At 42.8% G+C, this 20,229-nt stretch carries 23 protein-coding genes; 18 read left to right on the top strand and 5 right to left on the bottom strand.

From position 1 onward, the window contains the following. The first annotated feature begins 3 nt into the window (after positions 1-3). The 13 genes from NYE49_RS11215 (at position 4) to NYE49_RS11155 (ending at position 12,812) form a co-directional block, all read left to right on the top strand. Positions 4-1,197, top strand: a complete 1,194-nt coding sequence (locus NYE49_RS11215; protein WP_047182797.1) for a CCA tRNA nucleotidyltransferase — start codon at positions 4-6, stop codon at positions 1,195-1,197. After that, positions 1,182-2,159 (top strand): bifunctional biotin--[acetyl-CoA-carboxylase] synthetase/biotin operon repressor, encoded by a 978-nt coding sequence (locus NYE49_RS11210; protein ID WP_046340246.1) that lies wholly within the window; start codon positions 1,182-1,184, stop codon positions 2,157-2,159. The genes NYE49_RS11215 and NYE49_RS11210 overlap by 16 nt, the downstream gene beginning before the upstream one ends. A 245-nt stretch (positions 2,160-2,404) precedes the next feature. Next, a complete protein-coding gene (gene panB, locus NYE49_RS11205; protein WP_047182796.1) occupies positions 2,405-3,238 on the top strand; it encodes a 3-methyl-2-oxobutanoate hydroxymethyltransferase in 834 nt (277 codons plus the stop codon). 1 nt (position 3,239) lies between these two features. Then, positions 3,240-4,100 (top strand): pantoate--beta-alanine ligase, encoded by an 861-nt coding sequence (gene panC / locus NYE49_RS11200; RefSeq protein WP_047182795.1) that lies wholly within the window; start codon positions 3,240-3,242, stop codon positions 4,098-4,100. A gap of 1 nt (position 4,101) precedes the next feature. Then, the gene (panD, locus tag NYE49_RS11195; RefSeq protein WP_003225586.1) at positions 4,102-4,485 is read left to right on the top strand and encodes an aspartate 1-decarboxylase; all 384 of its coding nucleotides are present in this window, start codon (positions 4,102-4,104) and stop codon (positions 4,483-4,485) included. A 125-nt stretch (positions 4,486-4,610) separates the two neighbouring features. Further along, on the top strand, positions 4,611-7,406 hold the full coding sequence (dinG, locus tag NYE49_RS11190; protein ID WP_174616716.1) for an ATP-dependent DNA helicase DinG: 2,796 nt from the start codon (positions 4,611-4,613) through the stop codon (positions 7,404-7,406). A gap of 142 nt (positions 7,407-7,548) precedes the next feature. Continuing rightward, entirely contained in the window at positions 7,549-7,719 is a 171-nt protein-coding gene (locus NYE49_RS11185; protein WP_003225588.1) for a YpmA family protein, read from the top strand. A gap of 8 nt (positions 7,720-7,727) precedes the next feature. Next, positions 7,728-8,213, top strand: coding sequence for a cell wall elongation/penicillin-binding protein regulator TseB (gene tseB, locus NYE49_RS11180; RefSeq protein WP_015383951.1), 486 nt, complete (start codon positions 7,728-7,730; stop codon positions 8,211-8,213). A 22-nt stretch (positions 8,214-8,235) separates the two neighbouring features. Further along, the gene (aspB, locus tag NYE49_RS11175) at positions 8,236-9,417 is read left to right on the top strand and encodes an aspartate transaminase AspB (RefSeq protein ID WP_047182793.1); all 1,182 of its coding nucleotides are present in this window, start codon (positions 8,236-8,238) and stop codon (positions 9,415-9,417) included. A 143-nt stretch (positions 9,418-9,560) separates the two neighbouring features. Then, positions 9,561-10,853: an asparagine--tRNA ligase gene (gene asnS, locus NYE49_RS11170; protein WP_004398777.1), complete on the top strand. Its 1,293-nt coding sequence runs from the start codon at positions 9,561-9,563 to the stop codon at positions 10,851-10,853. 91 nt (positions 10,854-10,944) lie between these two features. Further along, complete coding sequence (gene dnaD, locus NYE49_RS11165) at positions 10,945-11,643, top strand: DNA replication protein DnaD (protein ID WP_004398499.1); 699 nt, start codon at positions 10,945-10,947, stop codon at positions 11,641-11,643. Positions 11,644-11,661: 18 nt separating this feature from the next. Continuing rightward, the gene (gene nth, locus NYE49_RS11160) at positions 11,662-12,321 is read left to right on the top strand and encodes an endonuclease III (protein ID WP_015483371.1); all 660 of its coding nucleotides are present in this window, start codon (positions 11,662-11,664) and stop codon (positions 12,319-12,321) included. Continuing rightward, the gene (locus NYE49_RS11155) at positions 12,318-12,812 is read left to right on the top strand and encodes a YpoC family protein (protein WP_047182792.1); all 495 of its coding nucleotides are present in this window, start codon (positions 12,318-12,320) and stop codon (positions 12,810-12,812) included. Before nth ends, NYE49_RS11155 begins: the two co-directional genes overlap by 4 nt. Before the next feature lie 75 nt (positions 12,813-12,887). On the opposite strand, the gene NYE49_RS11150 is transcribed toward NYE49_RS11155, so the two are convergent. Continuing rightward, positions 12,888-15,647: a PBP1A family penicillin-binding protein gene (locus tag NYE49_RS11150; protein ID WP_047182791.1), complete on the bottom strand. Its 2,760-nt coding sequence runs from the start codon at positions 15,645-15,647 to the stop codon at positions 12,888-12,890. Between the two features lie 21 nt (positions 15,648-15,668). Continuing rightward, positions 15,669-16,289 carry a Holliday junction resolvase RecU gene (gene recU / locus NYE49_RS11145; protein ID WP_004399067.1) on the bottom strand — a complete coding sequence of 207 codons (621 nt, stop codon included), beginning with the start codon at positions 16,287-16,289 and terminating at the stop codon, positions 15,669-15,671. Positions 16,290-16,329: 40 nt separating this feature from the next. Here recU and NYE49_RS11140 point away from each other — a divergent pair, with 40 nt between their 5' ends. Then, complete coding sequence (locus tag NYE49_RS11140; RefSeq protein ID WP_015383945.1) at positions 16,330-17,292, top strand: DUF2515 domain-containing protein; 963 nt, start codon at positions 16,330-16,332, stop codon at positions 17,290-17,292. 24 nt (positions 17,293-17,316) lie between these two features. Here the strand turns inward: NYE49_RS11140 and sspM are convergent, their stop codons facing one another. Further along, positions 17,317-17,421 (bottom strand): acid-soluble spore protein SspM, encoded by a 105-nt coding sequence (gene sspM, locus NYE49_RS11135; RefSeq protein WP_003225606.1) that lies wholly within the window; start codon positions 17,419-17,421, stop codon positions 17,317-17,319. Between the two features lie 198 nt (positions 17,422-17,619). On the opposite strand from sspM, the gene NYE49_RS11130 reads away from it, so the two are divergent. Further along, positions 17,620-17,865: a YppD family protein gene (locus tag NYE49_RS11130; protein ID WP_342410227.1), complete on the top strand. Its 246-nt coding sequence runs from the start codon at positions 17,620-17,622 to the stop codon at positions 17,863-17,865. A gap of 45 nt (positions 17,866-17,910) precedes the next feature. After that, positions 17,911-18,282 carry a YppE family protein gene (locus tag NYE49_RS11125; protein ID WP_021481525.1) on the top strand — a complete coding sequence of 124 codons (372 nt, stop codon included), beginning with the start codon at positions 17,911-17,913 and terminating at the stop codon, positions 18,280-18,282. Between the two features lie 38 nt (positions 18,283-18,320). On the opposite strand, the gene NYE49_RS11120 is transcribed toward NYE49_RS11125, so the two are convergent. Beyond that, on the bottom strand, positions 18,321-18,509 hold the full coding sequence (locus NYE49_RS11120) for a YppF family protein (RefSeq protein ID WP_003230690.1): 189 nt from the start codon (positions 18,507-18,509) through the stop codon (positions 18,321-18,323). 187 nt (positions 18,510-18,696) lie between these two features. On the opposite strand from NYE49_RS11120, the gene NYE49_RS11115 reads away from it, so the two are divergent. After that, positions 18,697-19,074, top strand: coding sequence for a YppG family protein (locus NYE49_RS11115; protein WP_342410226.1), 378 nt, complete (start codon positions 18,697-18,699; stop codon positions 19,072-19,074). A 20-nt stretch (positions 19,075-19,094) separates the two neighbouring features. Here NYE49_RS11115 and NYE49_RS11110 read toward each other — a convergent pair whose 3' ends face one another. After that, positions 19,095-19,514 (bottom strand): Hsp20/alpha crystallin family protein, encoded by a 420-nt coding sequence (locus tag NYE49_RS11110; protein WP_015714150.1) that lies wholly within the window; start codon positions 19,512-19,514, stop codon positions 19,095-19,097. Positions 19,515-19,651: 137 nt separating this feature from the next. On the opposite strand from NYE49_RS11110, the gene NYE49_RS11105 reads away from it, so the two are divergent. After that, the gene (locus NYE49_RS11105; RefSeq protein ID WP_015483368.1) at positions 19,652-20,158 is read left to right on the top strand and encodes a PTS glucose transporter subunit IIA; all 507 of its coding nucleotides are present in this window, start codon (positions 19,652-19,654) and stop codon (positions 20,156-20,158) included. The last annotated feature ends 71 nt before the right edge of the window (positions 20,159-20,229 follow it).

Below are 20,229 nucleotides of genomic sequence, written 5' to 3'. Positions count from 1 at the left end.
CACATGGAAAAAGTTTTTATCAAAGCACTTCCCGTGCTCCGCATCTTAATCGAAGCGGGCCATCAGGCTTATTTTGTCGGGGGCGCAGTTCGTGACAGCTATATGAAACGAACGATCGGAGATGTCGATATCGCGACAGATGCGGCACCTGATCAAGTAGAACGGCTGTTTCAGCGGACTGTTGATGTAGGCAAAGAGCACGGGACCATTATTGTGCTCTGGGAGGATGAAACCTATGAAGTCACGACATTCCGGACTGAATCTGATTATGTTGATTTCAGAAGACCGTCAGAAGTGCAATTTATCTCATCATTAGAAGAGGATCTAAAACGCAGAGATTTAACGATCAATGCGATGGCCATGACAGCGGACGGGAAGGTGCTTGATTATTTTGGCGGCAAGAAAGATATTGATCAGAAAGTGATTCGAACCGTTGGAAAGCCTGAGGATAGATTTCAAGAGGATGCGCTTCGTATGCTGAGAGCCGTACGCTTTATGAGCCAGCTTGGCTTTACGCTTTCACCGGAAACAGAAGAAGCCATTGCGAAAGAAAAATCACTCCTCTCCCATGTTTCAGTCGAACGAAAAACGATAGAGTTCGAGAAATTGCTGCAGGGAAGAGCTTCTCGCCAGGCGCTTCAAACACTCATTCAAACGAGATTGTATGAAGAGCTTCCTGGTTTTTATCATAAACGAGAAAACCTGATTTCAACGAGTGAGTTTCCATTCTTCTCTTTAACATCCCGTGAGGAGCTTTGGGCTGCTCTTTTAATTAACCTTGGCATAGTTTTGAAAGACGCGCCCCTTTTCCTGAAAGCCTGGAAGCTCCCGGGAAAAGTGATCAAGGAAGCCATTCACATTGCCGATACGTTTGGCCAGAGCCTTGACGCAATGACAATGTACAGAGCTGGGGAAAAAGCACTGCTCTCAGCGGCCAAAATATCGCAGCTTCGGCAAAACGAAAAACTGGATGAAAAGAAACTGAAGGACATTCAGTACGCTTATCAAAACCTGCCGATCAAAAGCCTTAAGGATCTTGATATCACGGGTAAGGACTTGCTTGTGCTTCGAAACCGGCCGGCCGGAAAATGGGTGTCGGAAGAATTACAGCGGATCGAGCAGGCTGTTGTGACAGGGAAGCTCTCCAATCAAAAGAAACACATAGAGGAGTGGCTGAAGACATGCGGTCAACATTAAGAAAAGACCTTATTGAATTATTTTCTCAGGCCGGCAATGAATTTATTTCCGGCCAAAAAATCAGTGATGCTCTCGGCTGTTCAAGAACTGCTGTGTGGAAGCATATTGAAGAGCTTCGGAAAGAGGGTTATGAAGTAGAAGCCGTTAGAAGAAAAGGATATCGGCTCATCAAAAAGCCCGGAAAACTCAGTGAAAGCGAAATTCGTTTTGGATTAAAAACGGAAGTGATGGGCCAGCATCTTATTTATCATGACGTTCTTTCAAGCACGCAAAAAACGGCTCATGAGCTCGCGAATAATAACGCACCGGAAGGCACCCTCGTGGTGGCTGACAAACAAACAGCCGGAAGGGGCCGAATGTCTAGGGTATGGCATTCTCAAGAAGGAAACGGCGTTTGGATGAGCCTGATTTTGCGGCCTGACATTCCGCTCCAAAAAACACCGCAGCTGACTCTGCTTGCTGCAGTAGCTGTTGTGCAGGGAATAGAAGAGGCAGCAGGCATCCAAACGGATATTAAATGGCCAAATGATATTTTGATTAACGGAAAAAAAACAGTTGGCATCCTAACGGAAATGCAGGCTGAAGAAGACCGCGTACGTTCAGTGATCATTGGGATCGGCATTAACGTTAACCAGCAGCCTAATGATTTTCCAGATGAATTGAAGGACATCGCGACAAGCCTCAGCCAAGCTGCTGGGGAAAAAATTGATCGGGCCGGCGTCATCCAGCATATTTTACTATGCTTTGAGAAACGGTACCGGGATTATATGACGCACGGATTTACGCCGATTAAGCTTTTATGGGAAAGCTATGCGCTCGGTATTGGCACTAATATGAGAGCCAGAACGTTAAACGGAACCTTTTACGGTAAGGCGTTAGGTATAAATGATGAAGGCGTTCTGCTTTTAGAAACGAACGAAGGCATTAAAAAAATCTATTCTGCCGATATCGAATTGGGCTAATGTGTTGGTACAAGCCCGTTGATTTTGGTATACTTCCATTGGGCAGTATCGCCTGCGAACTGCACCTATTATTAAAATAGATAGACATTGCAGCAGTCTGCCTTGATCCAAAAAAGGACTGGGACAGAGGGATGAAACTCGCCGAACTTTAGAAAGTGAAGAATCCTTCTCGTTGTAACGGAAGGTTTTTTGGCTTGCAGAAGAAAACGGCAGATCATCTCCTCTAAACATGAGGAGGAGAAAACATGAAAACAAAACTGGATTTTCTAAAAATGAAGGAGTCTGAAGAACCGATTGTCATGCTGACCGCTTATGATTATCCGGCAGCTAAACTTGCTGAACAAGCGGGAGTTGACATGATTTTAGTCGGTGATTCACTTGGAATGGTCGTCCTCGGCCTTGATTCAACTGTCGGTGTGACAGTTGCGGACATGATCCATCATACAAAAGCCGTTAAAAGGGGTGCGCCGAATACCTTTATTGTGACAGATATGCCGTTTATGTCTTATCACCTGTCCAAGGAAGAAACGCTGAAAAATGCAGCGGCTATCGTTCAGGAAAGCGGAGCTGACGCACTGAAGCTTGAGGGCGGAGAAGGCGTGTTTGAATCCATTCGCGCATTGACGCTTGGAGGCATTCCAGTAGTCAGTCACTTAGGTTTGACACCGCAGTCAGTCGGCGTACTGGGCGGCTATAAAGTACAGGGCAAAGACGAACAAAGCGCCAAAAAATTAATAGAAGACAGTATAAAATGCGAAGAAGCAGGAGCTATGATGCTTGTGCTGGAATGTGTGCCGGCAGAACTCACAGCCAAAATTGCCGAGACGCTAAGCATACCGGTCATTGGAATCGGGGCTGGTGTGAAAGCAGACGGACAAGTTCTCGTTTATCATGATATTATTGGCCACGGTGTTGAGAGAACACCTAAATTTGTAAAGCAATATACGCGCATTGATGAAACCATCGAAACAGCAATCAGCGGATATGTTCAGGATGTAAGACATCGTGCTTTCCCTGAACAAAAGCATTCCTTTCAAATGAACCAGACAGTGCTTGACGGCTTGTACGGGGGAAAATAAGATGAGACAGATTACTGATATTTCACAGCTGAAAGAAGCCATAAAACAATACCATTCAGAGGGCAAGTCAATCGGATTTGTTCCGACGATGGGGTTTCTGCATGAGGGGCATTTAACCTTAGCAGACAAAGCAAGACAAGAAAACGACGCCGTTATTATGAGTATTTTTGTGAATCCTGCACAATTCGGCCCTAATGAAGATTTTGAAGCATATCCGCGCGATATTGAGCGGGATGCAGCTCTTGCAGAAAACGCCGGAGTCGATATTCTTTTTACGCCAGATGCTCATGATATGTATCCCGGTGAAAAGAATGTCACGATTCATGTAGAAAGACGCACAGACGTGTTATGCGGGCGCTCAAGAGAAGGACATTTTGACGGGGTCGCGATCGTACTGACGAAGCTCTTCAATCTAGTCAAGCCGACTCGTGCCTATTTCGGTTTAAAGGATGCGCAGCAGGTAGCTGTTGTTGATGGCTTAATCAACGACTTTTTCATGGATATTGAATTGGTTGCTGTTGATACGGTCAGAGAGGAAGACGGCTTAGCCAAAAGCTCTCGCAATGTATACTTAACTGCTGAGGAAAGAAAAGAAGCGCCTAAGCTGTATCGGGCCCTTCAAACAAGTGCAGAACTTATCCAAGCCGGTGAAAGAGATCCTGAAGCGGTGATACAAGCTGCAAAAGAAATCATTGAAACGACAAGCGGAACCATAGACTATGTAGAGCTTTATTCCTATCCGGAACTCGAGCCTGTGAATGAAATTGCTGGAAAGATGATTCTCGCTGTTGCAGTTGCTTTTTCAAAAGCGCGTTTAATAGATAATATCATTATTGATATTCGAGAAATGGAGAGAATATAATATGTATCGAACAATGATGAGCGGCAAACTTCACAGGGCAACTGTTACGGAAGCAAACCTAAACTATGTGGGAAGCATTACAATTGATGAAGATCTCATTGATGCTGTGGGAATGCTTCCTAATGAAAAAGTACAAATTGTGAATAATAATAATGGAGCACGTCTTGAAACGTATATTATTCCTGGTAAACGGGGAAGCGGCGTCATATGCTTAAACGGTGCAGCCGCACGCCTTGTGCAGGAAGGAGATAAGGTCATTATTATTTCCTACAAAATGATGTCTGATCAAGAAGCGGCAAGCCACGAGCCGAAAGTGGCTGTTCTGAATGATCAAAACAAAATTGAACAAATGCTGGGGAACGAACCAGCCCGTACAATTTTGTAGAAGAAAAGCCCCCTTTATCGGGGGTTTTCTTTTAAGATTTTGAGAGTAAAACGGTTTTGCCGCTCCATTTCCGTACAAAACGTGTTACACTTTTGTCGTATGCAAGAATTGAGGTGTCCATTTTAATGAATAAGCAACGGTTCGTTGTTATAGATGTAGAGACAACAGGGAATTCGCCGAAGAAAGGCGATAAAATCATACAAATCGCAGCGGTTGTAATCGAAAATGGACAAATTACTGAGCGGTTTTCAAAATACATTAATCCAAATAAATCAATCCCTGTTTTTATTGAGCAGCTTACTGGAATCTCTAATCAAATGGTAGAGAATGAACAGCCATTTGAAGCAGTTGCTGAAGAAGTATTCCAATTGCTTGACGGCGCTTATTTTGTCGCCCACAATATCCATTTTGACCTTGGATTTGTCAAGTATGAGCTACATAAGGCGGGCTTTCAGCTCCCAGATTGTGAAGTGCTTGATACTGTCGAGCTCTCACGCATTGTTTTTCCGGGATTTGAAGGGTATAAGCTGACGGAATTAAGCGAGGAGCTTCAGCTGCGGCATGATCAGCCGCACCGGGCTGACAGCGATGCTGAAGTGACAGGGCTTATTTTTTTGGAAATCCTTGAAAAGCTGCGGCAGCTTCCTTATCCGACATTAAAGCAGTTAAGAAGGCTTTCGCAGCATTTCATCAGTGATCTGACGCATTTGTTGGATATGTTCATTAATGAAAACAGACATACCGAGATACCGGGCTATACGCGCTTTTCTTCGTTTTCTGTCAGAGAACCTGAAGCTATCGATGTTCGTATAAATGAGGACGAGAACTTCTCATTTGAGATCGAAAGCTGGGAAGCGGGAAATGAAAAAGCGCTGTCAGAGTTAATGCCTGGGTATGAAAAAAGAGACGGCCAAATGATGATGATGAGAGAGGTGGCTGATGCGTTTGCCAATCGTGAGCATGCGCTGATTGAAGCTCCTCCGGGCATCGGAAAAACGATTGGTTATCTTATTCCGGCTGCGCTTTTTGCCAAGAAATCAAAAAAGCCGGTCATAATCAGCACGTATTCGACGCTTTTACAGCAGCAGATTCTCACAAAGGATTTGCCGATTGTCCAAGATCTGTTTCCATTTCCGGTAACAGCGGCGATTTTAAAAGGGCAATCGCATTATTTATGCCTGTATAAATTTGAGCAGGTGCTTCATGAAGAAGATGATAATTATGATGCCGTACTGACGAAGGCACAGCTTCTCGTTTGGCTGACAGAGACAGATACAGGAGATGTAGCGGAACTGAATTTGCCTTCAGGCGGAAAATTGCTGTGGGACAGATTGGCTTATGACGATGACTCCTATAAAAGAAGTCGCAGTGAGCATGTGATCGGTTTTTACGAGCGGGCCAAACAGATTGCTATGCGCTCCGATTTGGTGATCACTAATCACTCCCTTTTGCTGACCGATGAAGGCAGTCAGAAAAAAAGGCTTCCCGAAAGCGGCACATTTATTATTGATGAAGCACACCATTTTGAACGTGCGGCAAGCGAACATTTAGGGAAAAGAGCCACGTACATAGAATTGCATACGAAATTGAGCAGAATCGGCACTCTGAAGGAGCAGGGACTTCTAAAAAAGATGAGACAGCTATTCCAGCGAAACAGCCTGCCGGTTGATTCATTTTTCGAATTGGAAGAGTGGCTTCAGCACGTTCAAGCAGAAAGTGATGCTTTCTTCAGCTCTGTACATTCTTTTGTCAAACGAAGAAAACCTAAAGAAGACTTGAACCGTCTAGTGTTTAAGGTGAACAAAGAAAGCCAGGATAAAAGCTGGTCGATCTTAACGGATGGTGCGGAGAGGCTTTGTTCCATGCTGACACATTTGCAGCAGCTTTTTGAGGCGCAGTCATCCCTGATGGAAAAACATTTGAAGGGTATGAAGAGCAAAACCGTCTTTTTAGCCGATGAATACCAAAGAAGCATGAAAGGCTTGCAGCATTACTGTCAGACGTTGCAGAAGCTCTTCTTTGGGTCTGATGACGATGAAGCGGTTTGGATTGAAATAGATGCAAAGGGTGCGAAAAATGCAGTGGCCATTTACGCACAGCCTCTTGAACCTGGTGAACTTCTGGCTGATCAGTTTTTCGCGCGCAAAAATAGTGTGGTGCTGACATCTGCAACCCTTACAGTCGAAGGTTCTTTTCAATTTATGATTGAACGACTGGGACTGAGTGACTTTTTCCCGCGGACAATGAGAATTGAGTCACCCTTTTCTTATGATGAGCGTATGCAGGTGATGATTCCAAAGGAAATGAAATCAATTCAGGATACAGGGCAACCTGAATTTATACAGGATACAGCCCGTTATATCGAACTGATGGCAAAGGAAAAACAGCCTAAAATCCTTGTGCTGTTTACATCCCATGATATGCTGAAAAAGGTTCACCAGGAGCTTAAGCATAACATGAGTGCTTCCGGCATTCAGCTCTTGGCACAAGGGATTACAGGCGGAAGTCCCGGCAAACTGATGAAGACTTTTAAAACATCCAATCAGGCGATCCTGCTCGGAACAAATCATTTTTGGGAAGGCGTTGATTTCCCTGGTGATGAGCTGACAACAGTAATGATCGTGAGGCTCCCATTCCGGTCCCCTGATCACCCGCTTCATGCTGCAAAATGTGAGCTTGCCCGCAAAAAAGGAAAGAATCCGTTTCAAACAGTGTCATTACCGGAAGCTGTGCTGACCTTCAGGCAAGGAATCGGACGCTTGCTGCGTTCTGCGGGAGACAAAGGAACGATTATGATATTGGACAGACGGATTAAAACCGCTGGTTACGGCCGGCTGTTTCTTGATGCCTTGCCGACAACCTCAGTATCCGAAATGACTGACAGCGAGCTTGAAGCTTATGTTGCAGGGGAAAAAGAATAAAAGCCGCTTAAAGCGGCTTTTGCGGTGTGGGAGTAGGATGGTGTTTTATTTAAAAGCGGATTTCCCGCTCTGTGATACTAGTATGGCGTGTCCTGAAATGGAGTATGACTAACAATATTTGTTCAAACTGGAGGATGAAAAAATGGAAAGTAAAATCGAAATTCTTTCAACAATTAATGTAGAGCATTCTGATGATCTGTATAAAATTGTGGACACATTGAATCGTACACTGAAAAGAGACAATCTGATGTTCGGCCTTGCGCTGGATGAAGAAAACAAAAACCAAGCCGTTTTTACCATTTATCGTACGTAGGTGAGAAGATGAGAAAAAAAGCATTAATATTTACCGTCATTTTTGGTATTATTTTTTTAGCAGTACTTCTTGTCTCGGCAAGCATTTATAAATCAGCCATGGCACAAAAGGAAGAGGGGCATGAAGCAGCAGCTGCTGAAGCTAAAAAAGAAACCGATCTCGCCAATGTTGATCAAGTCGAAACATTTGTCGGAAAAGAAAAATATTATGTTGTAAAGGGAACGGATAAAAAAGGCACTGCAATATATGTCTGGGTTCCTGCTGATAAAAAAGCAAAAATTCTCTCAAAAGAAGCGAAAGAGGGAATCTCTGAAGACAAAGCGGCGAAAATCATAAAGGATGAAGGGCTGGTTTCAAAGCAAAAAGAGGTTCATCTGGCAAGAGAAGGAAACGTCCTGCTTTGGGAAGTGACGTACTTAGACAAAGAAGGGCAATACAGTTTAAGTTATGTGGACTTTACAACTGGAAAGATTCTCAAAAATATCACGCCTTAAGACGAATTAGGGGGAGTTCAAGTTGAAACTGGCAAAAAGAGTATCCGCATTAACACCATCAACCACACTGGCAATCACAGCGAAAGCGAAAGAACTGAAAGCCGCAGGCCATGATGTCATCGGCTTAGGAGCAGGCGAACCTGACTTCAATACACCGCAGCATATTATTGATGCCGCTGTGCGTTCGATGAACGAGGGCCATACGAAATACACGCCTTCCGGTGGTTTGGCTGAACTGAAAAACAGCATTGCAGAGAAATTTAAACGCGACCAGAATATTGAATACAAACCGTCTCAAATTATTGTCTGCACTGGTGCCAAACATGCTCTGTATACCCTTTTCCAAGTGATTTTGGATGAAGAAGATGAAGTTATTATTCCAACGCCTTACTGGGTAAGCTACCCGGAGCAGGTGAAACTCGCTGGCGGAAAGCCTGTTTATGTAGAAGGGCTTGAGGAAAATCACTTCAAAATTTCGCCTGAGCAGCTGAAAAATGCAATTACGGAAAAAACAAAAGCAATCGTTATTAACTCTCCAAGCAACCCGACTGGTGTCATGTATACGAAAGAAGAACTATCTGCACTCGGTGAAGTGTGCCTTGAACATGATATCTTGATTGTGTCAGATGAAATTTATGAAAAACTTACATACGGCGGAAAGAAACATGTTTCCATTGCACAGCTGTCAGACAGACTGAAAGAACAAACGGTCATTATAAACGGCGTATCGAAGTCCCACAGCATGACAGGCTGGAGAATCGGTTATGCGGCAGGCTCTGAAGACATTATTAAAGCGATGACGAACCTTGCAAGCCACAGCACGTCAAACCCGACATCAATCGCACAATACGGAGCGATTGCGGCTTATAACGGGCCTTCTGAGCCATTGGAAGAAATGAGAGAAGCATTTGAACATAGATTAAATACGATCTATGCAAAGCTCATAGAAATCCCAGGGTTCAGCTGTGTGAAGCCGGAAGGTGCTTTTTACTTGTTCCCGAATGCAAAAGAGGCAGCTCAATCTTGCGGTTTCAAAGATGTAGATGAATTTGTTAAAGCGCTTCTCGAGGAGGAAAAAGTTGCGATTGTTCCAGGATCCGGATTTGGCTCTCCTGAAAATGTCCGTCTTTCTTATGCAACATCGTTAGATCTTCTTGAAAAAGCCATTGAAAGAATCAAGCGTTTTGTAGAAAAACATAGCTAACAGATCAAAAAGCGGCTGACAGAAAAGCCGCTTTTTATCTGCATTGACCCGGTTAGTTAAGAGCGGGTATAATAAAGTGATGATAAAAGAGTTCGCGGGGCATTGAGCTTCCGAATGTCTTTCTTGTTTTGGAGGGAAATATGTTGAAAACAACAATCAACCAAGTGTACAAGCACGTAGGTGAGGAAGTAACGATCGGAGCTTGGGTCGCTAATAAGCGTTCAAGCGGGAAAATTGCGTTTTTACAGCTTCGGGACGGTACCGGTTTTATTCAGGGTGTCGTAGTAAAAGCGGAAGTGGAAGAAAGCATTTTCCAAACAGCTAAATCAGTGACGCAGGAAACGTCGCTCTATATAAAAGGGATTGTCAAAGAGGACGAGCGTTCTCCGCTTGGATATGAACTTGCTGTGACAGATATTGAAGTCATTCACGAAGCGACCGATTATCCAATTACACCAAAAGAACACGGAACGGAATTTTTGATGGATCACAGACATTTATGGCTGCGTTCAAAGCGCCAGCATGCGATCATGAAAATCCGTAATGAAATCATTCGCGCGACTTACGAATTCTTTAATAACGAAGGCTTCGTAAAAGTGGATCCGCCGATTCTGACTGGAAGCGCACCTGAAGGAACAACAGAACTCTTTGCGACAAAGTACTTTGATGAAGATGCATATCTGTCTCAAAGCGGCCAGCTCTACATGGAAGCTGCGGCAATGGCTTTAGGAAAAGTATTCTCTTTCGGACCGACATTCAGAGCGGAAAAGTCTAAAACAAAGCGTCACTTAATCGAATTCTGGATGATCGAACCTGAAATGGCGTTTGTAGAATTTGAAGAAAACCTTCAAGTACAGGAAAATTACGTTTCTTTCATCGTGCAATCAGTTCTTAAAAATTGTAAAATTGAATTAAACACATTGGGAAGAGACACGTCAAAACTTGAGCAAATCAAAGCCCCGTTCCCAAGAATCACGTATGATGAAGCGATTGAATTTCTGAAAGAAAAAGGCTTTGACGATATCGAGTGGGGAGATGATTTCGGAGCGCCTCATGAAACAGCGATTGCTGAACACTATGACAAACCGGTATTCATCACTCGCTATCCGACGTCCTTAAAACCGTTCTATATGCAGCCGGCTTCTGACCGTGAGGACGTTGTGCTTTGCGCTGACTTGATTGCGCCGGAAGGCTATGGAGAAATCATCGGCGGGTCTGAACGGATTCACGATATGGAACTTTTGGAATCGCGTCTTAAAGAACATGGACTGGATTCTGACGCATATAAATGGTATGCTGAACTTAGAAAATATGGATCAGTTCCTCATTCCGGCTTCGGCCTTGGATTAGAGCGGACAGTAGCTTGGATCAGCGGAGCACCTCACGTTCGTGAAACGATTCCGTTCCCAAGACTGTTAAACCGTCTGTATCCGTAATACATTCAAATGAAACAAAAAAGAGTCTCCTGTAAGGGAGACTTTTTACAGTAAAGGGGCAATACAATCCTTTACAGTAAGAGGTGTGACGATGAAAAAACAGCAATTTATTGATATGCAGGAGCAGGGAACATCAACCATTCCCAATCTTCTGCTCACGCATTATAAACAGCTTGGGCTTAATGAAACAGAACTTATTCTGCTGTTAAAAATTAAAATGCATTTAGAAAAAGGATCATATTTTCCTACACCGAATCAACTGCAGGAAGGTATGTCAATTTCTGTTGAAGAATGCACAAACAGATTGCGGATGTTTATTCAAAAAGGCTTTCTGTTTATTGAAGAATGCGAGGATCAAAACGGCATCAAATTTGAGAAATATTCTCTTCAGCCTTTATGGGGGAAGCTGTACGAGTATATTCAGCTTGCACAGAATCAAACACAGGAAAGAAAAGCAGAAGGGGAACAAAAAAGCCTTTATACCATTTTTGAGGAAGAGTTCGCAAGGCCGTTATCGCCTTTGGAGTGTGAAACGCTGGCGATCTGGCAGGACCAAGATCAGCATGATGCACAACTGATCAAACACGCGTTAAAAGAGGCTGTACTATCAGGAAAACTCAGTTTCCGCTACATTGACCGCATTTTGTTTGAATGGAAGAAAAACGGGCTTAAAACTGTGGAGCAGGCAAAAATACACAGCCAAAAATTCCGGCGTGTACAAGCAAAGCAGAATGAACCGCAAAAAGAGTATAAAAGGCAGGTTCCTTTTTACAATTGGCTTGAACAATAAAGTGAAAAGGTGACAATCGTGTTAAATCTAAAACAAATTGAATTCTGTTTAGACAAGATAGGTGACATGTTTCCTCATGCGGAGTGTGAACTGGTTCATTCCAATCCTTTTGAATTAGTGGTGGCTGTTGCTTTATCTGCGCAATGTACAGATGCACTTGTAAACAGAGTGACCAAAACATTATTCCAAAAATACAAACGGCCGGAAGACTATTTGGCTGTTCCGCTGGAAGAGCTTCAGCAGGATATTAAATCAATCGGTTTATATCGTAATAAAGCGAAAAATATTCAAAAGCTGAGTAAAATGATTATTGAAGATTACGGCGGAGAAGTACCGAGAGACCGCGATGAGCTTGTCAAACTGCCAGGGGTCGGGAGAAAGACCGCAAACGTAGTGGTATCCGTTGCGTTTGGCGTGCCGGCCATTGCCGTAGATACCCATGTGGAGAGAGTCACCAAACGATTGGGCATTTGCCGGTGGAAGGACTCGGTGCTGGAAGTTGAAAAGACGCTGATGCGCAAGGTTCCCAAAGAAGACTGGTCCGTTACGCATCACCGGCTTATTTTCTTCGGCAGATATCACTGTAAAGCCCAATCTCCGCGCTGTGCGGAGTGCCCGCTGCTTTCTTTGTGCAGAGAAGGGCAGAAGAGGGATAAAAAAGGACTGGTGAAACGATGACGCAAGCAAAAGAAGTGTTGGCTTCCTATGAGCAATACTTGCGCAGTCTTGGCCAGAAGAGTTCCTCGGATATGAAGAAAACCTTGCAGACCAATCCCGTGTATTTTGATTTCTGCACGGAATTACAAGGCGATTTGCCATGGGAGGACAGCGGGAAATACGTTCCGCTTTTATTTGAAGTGTGGGATGACATCAAAGCATCACTTCTCCCAGTCTTTCAAACACGAAAATCGAGATGTGACCAAAACGAAATGTTAAAGGGCATTGTGTGTTTGCTGGCTTCGTTACATTGGACAGCAGGTGAGCCGGTGCAATCGCTCGATTGGCAAGAACTGAGGGAGAAATCATATCCCGCAAAGCCGATTAATTGGGCTGAACGAGTGGAATTTATTCTTCTTAAGCCGACCCAATACCATTGCTTTATTCAGCTTGATGAGCTGATTACCGAAATGAAAAAGCATTTTTATAAGTATCATGCGATGAATCGATAAAACCTCCTGTTAAAACGGGAGGTTTTTTATTGTGTACCAAAAAAGCCATCACCCCAAAGGTGACGGCTTTTTTGGTTAATTTGTTTTTTCAATTGATGATGAGTTTGTTTGTGTTTTATTAGATGTGTCTGTTTTATTTTTATTCGTGTCAGTACCTGTTGAGTCATTTGTATCTGAGTTCGAATCACCATCCGACGTATCCTGATTGTTGCTGTTATTACTGTTATTGTTATTACTATTGTTTGATTGGTCTTGGTTATTGTTGTCGGACGGATTGGTGTTCGTATTGTCTTGTTTTTTATCTTGATCGTTTGTTGAATCATCTGTCTGATCTTGATCCGTCTGACCGTCATCTTTTTGAGAATCATCAGTTTGTGTATCATCCTGAGTCTTCTCATCATCTTGTTTTTCATCATCCGTTTGTTGCTGGTCTTTTTTATCTTCATCGTCTTCAGCTTTTGGCACCTCATAGGATGTGGAAGCTGTACTTTTGCCATCATCACTGACGGCTGTTACTTCGAATTTGTATACAGATCCTGGCTGCACACCCGAAATGACTGCCTCTTTTGCAGAGCTGTTTTGAATTTCCGAGTAGCTGCCGCCGTCAACAGATTGCTTTACAGCAAAGGTCGCATCTCCGTCATAATTCCAGCTTAACGTTAAAGATTGATTGTCTTTATCGTATTTCACGTTTAAACCAGACAATTTAGCTGTTTCCTCTTTTTCTTCTTTCTCATATGTTTTAGAAACAGTAGAAGGAGCTGTGCCTTTAACAAAGTACTCTGTGAGCTTCTTATCGCTTGGCGTATTTGGCCCTGCCAGTTTTGCAGGATTTGAGCCTTTTTCTACAGAGGCTTCCACTACGCTGTCAGGTTTCTCAAATGATCCACTTCCGTCATCGACATCGGCGATGAGCTGGGCGAAGATGCGCTTTGCAATCTGTTGCTCTGTTTTATTTAAAGATTTTTTTCCTATCTTATTTTGAGAATCTACACCTGTCCAAACAGCAGCGGTATATTGAGGTGTATATCCTACAAACCAAGAATCTGGTACCCCGCCTTGTGCGATATTGTATTTTTGCATATCCGCTTCATCAAAGTTTGTTGTACCTGTTTTACCTGCAACTTCCACTCCCGGAACTTGTGCAAGCTGTCCAGTACCTGTTTTAACAGCTGTTTTCAGCATATCTGTAATCATAAACGCAGTATAATCGCTCATTGCTGACTTTGATTTTGGTGTTAAATCAAGCTTTGTGCCATCGTTAAATTCAATAGACTTTACAAAATGCGGTTCGTTATATGTTCCGTTATTTCCGAATGCACTGTATGCTCCAGCCATAGTTAGAGTAGAGACACCGGGATTACCTTCTCCGAATCCTCCGATAGAATATGATTCATACACTTTTTCTTTATTTAATCCGAGCCCCAGTCCATTAGCAAAATCAACTGCTGCATCTTTTCCGACTGCTTGGAATGCTTTTAGAGCCGGAATGTTACGTGATTGGGCGAGGGCTTCACGCATAGACATGACCCCTTTATAGGAACGGTCAAAGTCTCGAATAGGTGTTCCATCTGAATACGTGTAAGCTGAGTCATCAATTTGCTCGTAAGTTGACCATTTTTTATTTTCAATCACTGGACCGTAGTCGAGAATAGGTTTAATGGTAGACCCAGGCTGTCGCTGGGCTTGGGTCGCGTAATTATAGCCACCAACCGTAGAATCTCTTCCGGAGCCAATCGCCCGCACTTCTCCGGTTTTCGTATCGAGAAGGGTAACGCCGCCCTGCATGCCTTCAGTAAATCCGACGGTGTCTCCGTCCATTAATTCATCTAGTTTATCTTGTGCTTTTGTATCTAATGTCGTATAGATCTTTAATCCGTCAGCAGATGGATCGACATCAGATTTTTCATCAATTTCCTTCATAACCTCTTCAACAAATGCGCTGTATTTGTTTGTACTTGCTTTTTCATATTCCTTCTGTGACACGACGCCTTCGTCTTTCACTGCCACTTTTTTCGCTTTGTTATATTGAGAATCAGAAATAAATCCTTGTTTTTTCATCAGACTGAGTACGATGTTCCGTCGTTTTTCCGCTTTATCCGGGTTTTTAACGGGATTGTACGCTGTCGGGCTTTGCGGCATTCCTGCAAGCGTCGCAGCCTGTTCGACAGTCAATTTGCTTAAATCTGTAACGCCGAAAAATTCTTCCGCCGCTTTTCCGATACCGTATGCTCTAGGAGAAAAATAAATCCGGTTTAAATACATTTCTAAAATTTCATCTTTAGAGTAATTGCGCTCCAGCTGAATCGAAAGCCATACTTCCTGCACCTTCCGTTTCAACGTCTTCTGATGTGAAAGAAGGGAGTTTTTGACGACCTGCTGGGTGATCGTACTTCCGCCTTCAGCCCCGAAGCCGTCTTTAAAGTTGGCAACTAAAGCACCGCCGATACGGACAGGGTCAATCCCGTGGTGCTCATAAAAACGAGCGTCTTCTGTCGCGATAAAGGCTTCTTTTACAACATCGGGAATTTCATCTATCGAGACGTAGGTACGTTTTTCGGCGCCGACTTCGGCGATCTCTTTTCCATTTTTATCATAAATCGTTGATGAATAAGGCGTCTTCAATTTGCTTTCATCAAGGGACGGCGCATCAGAAACCATGACGGCAAATGTAACAGCACCGCCGACTACGCCTAAAACAAACAGAATGAGTAAAGTGAAAAGGGTCTTTTTAAACAATCCGCCCTTTTTTCGTTTCTTGCCTTTTTTCGGTGAAGGACTCGACTTGCTGTTCGCTTTTCGTCGAGCTTCACGGCTGTTAAATTGATCTGACATAACATCTCAACCTTTCGTTAATCAACCTTTCGCACCAGATGATGGCGAAAAATAAAGCTGTTCAATAATACTAATATAATCAATTCTGGGTGCGTATCCAAGAGAAATCGGATAAGCTGTTTCTTCCAACTCATCTTTTCGAATTGATTTTCTGCCGTTTTTTTCTTTTCTGTCCCAGAAATAAAACAGCTTATCGGCTTCCAAAAAATAAACCTGGTCGAAAGCGGATATAATAACAAAACAAATACCGTCTTGAGCCTTTACCTGCTTCATATGCTCGATTTGATGGTCATGAAAATTCTGCAGGGGGAAAGAGGTCTTGTTTTTCGTTTCTTTCGCCTCAAAATCAATATACCGCCCTTTGTAAATCCCATTGTAGTCTGTTGTCGATGATTGTTTAAAGTAAGCTTCTTTAATCACTGCGGCACTTCTTTTTGGATAATGGACATTTACAATTTGAACAGGTGTCGGCTTTTTGTGTATAACGGCAATTTGGTTTGTCAGATAATACTTATTCGTTTCGTTTAAGTCATCTTCGAGGGTCATTCCGCGATTACTGTAAGACGGGGCCCTTTTCTGACTGTTTTGGGATGAAACCGAATGTTTCGGCTGAAATGTTTTTCCGTTAGGATACCGAATCACTTTCTCATCCTCCTTATTAAACTAATCATGACGGAAGTGAATGAACGTGCAAGAACAACAGACCATCAGAAAGCTTCTGAGCCGGATTGAGCGGCAGACAAAAATAAAAAACGCGGATAACATTTCAAGAACAAATGCTTATAAAGCATTTTACGACCGTCATCCGGAAATCAAATGGTCGCTTTTGGCTTCTTTCGTTTCTCGTAATGCCGGCTGGTCAATGACTGACTTAAAAGGCAGTCTGTTTCAGCTTGGACTCCGTGAGAGACAGCAAGAATGGTTCTTTTTAGCCTATGAAAGAGCGAACTGGCTTATTTTTTCGGATGCCTATCCGCAGCTTCTTTTATACCACTGGTCAAAAAGAGTCGGGAAACCGCTGTTTCATCTTCTGCATGTGTTTGGCGTCTCACAATTTATGTCGGAAGAATGGACCCGTTTTTGGCATGAGCGAAATACGGAGCGGCTAATGTATGCCCTCATTATAAATGAACAAAACACTATCCAAACACCTATTATACAAAATCCTTCGTTTAAAAAGAATGTTTTTGACACGATTCCTTTTTATTTAAGTGACTGGTTTCATTTTAACACCGTTATTTTTCCTTCCTCAAATGGGTTTCTTTACGGCATTTCAGTGAAACGCTTTTCAAAGGCGGAGGAAAGGATAAGGCTGGGAAAGCAGCTGTCTCAATTGCTGTTCAAGCCAGAATTGTTCTCCTCTTTTTATCACTTTTTGCACACAGTGCCGCACTCAGGTTCACGTTTTGATATGGAAAAGATGATCGGGATTACAAAAAGAACATCTCCTATGCTAAGGACATGCTACCCTGAGTTAATCCACTCATTAGACGGAACGAAAACAGATTGGTTTCATGGAAAGATAAAGAAAACGTTCTTTAGGCGCGAGGAATTGCCGAAGCAGATTGAATTGACAGACTGGTATTTACATAAAAAGCGCCAGCTTCATGCGCTTTTCGCGGTGGAGCAGTGGCTGAAAAAATAAAGAAGCAAGGAAATTCCTTGCTTCTTACGTAGAAGGGCGGTTCGGGCCGCCTAATTTTTTATCTAAAGAATCGATTGCCTTTGATTCAGTCTTTTTTTGCTGGCCGGCTTTTTTCGGTCTTGTTTTCATACGGCACCTCCTCACAAGTATCGTTTGCATTAAGGAGGAGGATCATACAATTTTTGCGGGTGTTTTTGTCGAAAACTTCAGCTTTTCGTGGAATACCTGTTTGTTTGGCGATTTGCTTCTAGTTTTGTCATGAGGAAGGAAAGAGCCTTGAGAGCAAAGAATGTTAACCGGGAGAGACAAGGAAAGGGAGGTACACGAATGTCCGGTTATGTATGCAAGACAGATATTCTCCGTATGCTTTCTGATATAGAAGATGAATTAACGCGAGCTGAGCAAAGCCTGAATCATTCTGTAAATGCATTAGAGGCTGAGATGCAGGAAACGGAAAACGATCGCCTAAGTATGCTTGAAGAAGAAATCATAGATCTTCATATTTGTATAAATGAGCTGTATCAATCGCCTGAACACAGGTATGCGTTTGAGAAGGTATACCGCATCGGCTGAATTTGTGAGTGAAATTTGGTACGATAGGCATTGAGGTGAAAGGTATTGCTATCACAAACATTGCTGGAAATGACCGAGCAAATGATTGAAGTTGCTGAAAAAGGCGCTGATCGGTATCAGGAAGGAAAAAACAGTAATCATTCTTATGATTTTTTTGAGACGATAAAGCCTGCAGTTGAAGAGAATGATGAACTGGCGGCCCGCTGGGCAGAGGGTGCTCTTGAATTGATAAAAGTCCGCCGGCCAAAATATGTGCATAAAGAGCAAATTGAGACCGTAAAAGATAATTTCCTGGAATTGGTCCTTCAATCATATGTTCATCATATTCATAAAAAACGATTCAAGGACATCACTGAGTCAGTCCTTTATACATTGCACGCAGTAAAGGATGAAATTGCAAGAGAAGACAGCCGGTAAAAGGCTGTCTTCTTTTCGTTTTTATAGGGGGCCGGACGTTAATTCATCTCATATGCCGGGCTTTCTGCTCCATTTGCTTCGAGAACCTTCATACTGTTACGAAACTCAGTTATGCTGAGATGTCCTTGAATATAGAGGAACTTGGCAAAGTCCATCAGTTTATTCATACAGTCTGTTTCATATTTCTTCATTTCTGCAAAACGTTTGCTTAAGTATGATACGTTCATTATGGTGCATCCCCTCTCATCTGTATTGAAAATATGGTACCATAATGATTCGACTTTTTTCTGTTTTTAAAAAATTTAAACTTTCGACACAATTTGACAAATGCTAATCATCACTTGTGACACAAACAATAGAAGTCATTCATACATATATAGAAGAGAAATATGTTGTGTTTAGGGGGGAATCGCAATGAACAGGAGCTCTCGAAGCTATCCTGGGCAAATGGGCTATTATTATCCTCAGCAAATGCAAGGATATTATCAGCAGGCTGCACCCGGTTATTTAGAGCAACAACTGCCTCAGCAGCATTATGGACAGCAGGATTATTATCAGCCCTATGCTCCGATCCAGCCTATGCCTATGCAGCCGCCTGTATTTTCTAACCCTTATCCTATCCCAAGGCCTAATCAACAGCAGCCTTCGCAATTTCAAAGCATTATGTCGCAGTTCAAAAAAGCCAATGGGCAATTTGATTTTAATAAAATGATGGATACGACAGGTCAAGTAATGAGTGCAATGAATCAGGTCGGATCTTTAATAAAGGGATTTACCAGCTTTTTTAAATGATAGAAGCATGAATGAATCGTTCATTCATGCTTATTTTTTGGAAAGAAAAGTGTCATTGTCTGCTCGTTCCAAGACGTTTCCATATCTTCTTGGCGAACTTCATAAGGCAGCTGAACTGTTCTTGTCATGCTTGTAAAGGTAGCCTCATTTTGGTGTTTCTGTTTTTCTTGGAGTGTTACATGGAGATACCTCGATTTAACATCAACGACGATCTCGCCATCTCGAAACGTCGCCGGTATGGTAATATCGATATACAGCCCAGTATCTTTTTCTCTGACATGTATGGTCGTCTGCACATCCTTTAAACTCGAGTTGATCAGGTTCTGAAATCCGTTTATAAGGTTGCCGAACGCTGAGGATTGAAAAAGAGTGTCGATTGCCTCCGTTATGATTTCTTCTTTCTTTTGCAGTTCGTTCTTTTTGTCATCATAGAATTCCAATTTCGCCACCGCCTTTTTTAACCAGATTATGCGTCTATGCCAGATGTTGTTATAAATTGAAGCAAAATTGAAAGTGTGGTTAAATAGTGGTGAATGAAGGGATAACGGTTGAAGTGAATGAGAAGGGAGAAAATACATTGCTGAAAAAATTATTCGGAATGGGCAAAACTCAGGAAAAGGTGACAGAAGAGGTTATTTATTCTCCGGCAGACGGTACAGTAATGGACCTGTCAGATGTGCCGGACCCTGTTTTTTCACAGAAAATGATGGGAGAAGGAATAGCGGTAGAACCTTCTAGCGGTGAAATCGTTTCTCCCGCTGAAGGTGAAGTCATTCAGATTTTCCACACCAAACACGCCGTTGGCATTCGGACTCGCTCGGGAATTGAGCTGTTAATTCATGTCGGGCTGGAGACAGTCAATATGAACGGAGAAGGATTTACTGCCCACATTAAAGAAGGGGATAAAGTGAAGGTCGGTGACCCGCTGATTACATGTGATTTGGAATTAATAAAAGAAAAAGCGAGCAGCACAGTCATCCCAATCGTTATAATGAATGGTGAGGCTGTAGGATCAATTGTACCGGCAGGCGAAAAGGCTGCTCGTAAAGGCGAATCAAAGCTCCTTACAATAAAAGCGAAATAAGCAGGGCGTATGCCTTGCTTTTTTTATTCAACTGTATAAAATTTGCACCTAGCCATGCAAACAAATATTCG

This window comes from Bacillus sp. FSL L8-0358, from assembly GCF_038593095.1.
Lineage (GTDB): Bacteria > Bacillota > Bacilli > Bacillales > Bacillaceae > Bacillus > Bacillus subtilis.
Note: the sequence above shows the minus strand (reverse complement) of the source record. Positions and strands in the feature narration are given on the sequence as shown.

Coding starts and splice junctions, on each gene's coding strand:
- panC (WP_047182795.1), top strand. CDS start 3,240: ATGAGACAGATTACTGATATTTCACAGCTGAAAGAAGCCATAAAACAA.
- NYE49_RS11130 (WP_342410227.1), top strand. CDS start 17,620: ATGTCCGGTTATGTATGCAAGACAGATATTCTCCGTATGCTTTCTGAT.
- dinG (WP_174616716.1), top strand. CDS start 4,611: ATGAATAAGCAACGGTTCGTTGTTATAGATGTAGAGACAACAGGGAAT.
- NYE49_RS11150 (WP_047182791.1), bottom strand. CDS start 15,647: ATGTCAGATCAATTTAACAGCCGTGAAGCTCGACGAAAAGCGAACAGC.
- NYE49_RS11210 (WP_046340246.1), top strand. CDS start 1,182: ATGCGGTCAACATTAAGAAAAGACCTTATTGAATTATTTTCTCAGGCC.
- NYE49_RS11185 (WP_003225588.1), top strand. CDS start 7,549: ATGGAAAGTAAAATCGAAATTCTTTCAACAATTAATGTAGAGCATTCT.
- panB (WP_047182796.1), top strand. CDS start 2,405: ATGAAAACAAAACTGGATTTTCTAAAAATGAAGGAGTCTGAAGAACCG.
- NYE49_RS11155 (WP_047182792.1), top strand. CDS start 12,318: ATGACGCAAGCAAAAGAAGTGTTGGCTTCCTATGAGCAATACTTGCGC.
- NYE49_RS11115 (WP_342410226.1), top strand. CDS start 18,697: ATGAACAGGAGCTCTCGAAGCTATCCTGGGCAAATGGGCTATTATTAT.
- dnaD (WP_004398499.1), top strand. CDS start 10,945: ATGAAAAAACAGCAATTTATTGATATGCAGGAGCAGGGAACATCAACC.
- tseB (WP_015383951.1), top strand. CDS start 7,728: ATGAGAAAAAAAGCATTAATATTTACCGTCATTTTTGGTATTATTTTT.
- panD (WP_003225586.1), top strand. CDS start 4,102: ATGTATCGAACAATGATGAGCGGCAAACTTCACAGGGCAACTGTTACG.
- NYE49_RS11140 (WP_015383945.1), top strand. CDS start 16,330: ATGAACGTGCAAGAACAACAGACCATCAGAAAGCTTCTGAGCCGGATT.
- NYE49_RS11215 (WP_047182797.1), top strand. CDS start 4: ATGGAAAAAGTTTTTATCAAAGCACTTCCCGTGCTCCGCATCTTAATC.
- NYE49_RS11120 (WP_003230690.1), bottom strand. CDS start 18,509: ATGAACGTATCATACTTAAGCAAACGTTTTGCAGAAATGAAGAAATAT.
- sspM (WP_003225606.1), bottom strand. CDS start 17,421: ATGAAAACAAGACCGAAAAAAGCCGGCCAGCAAAAAAAGACTGAATCA.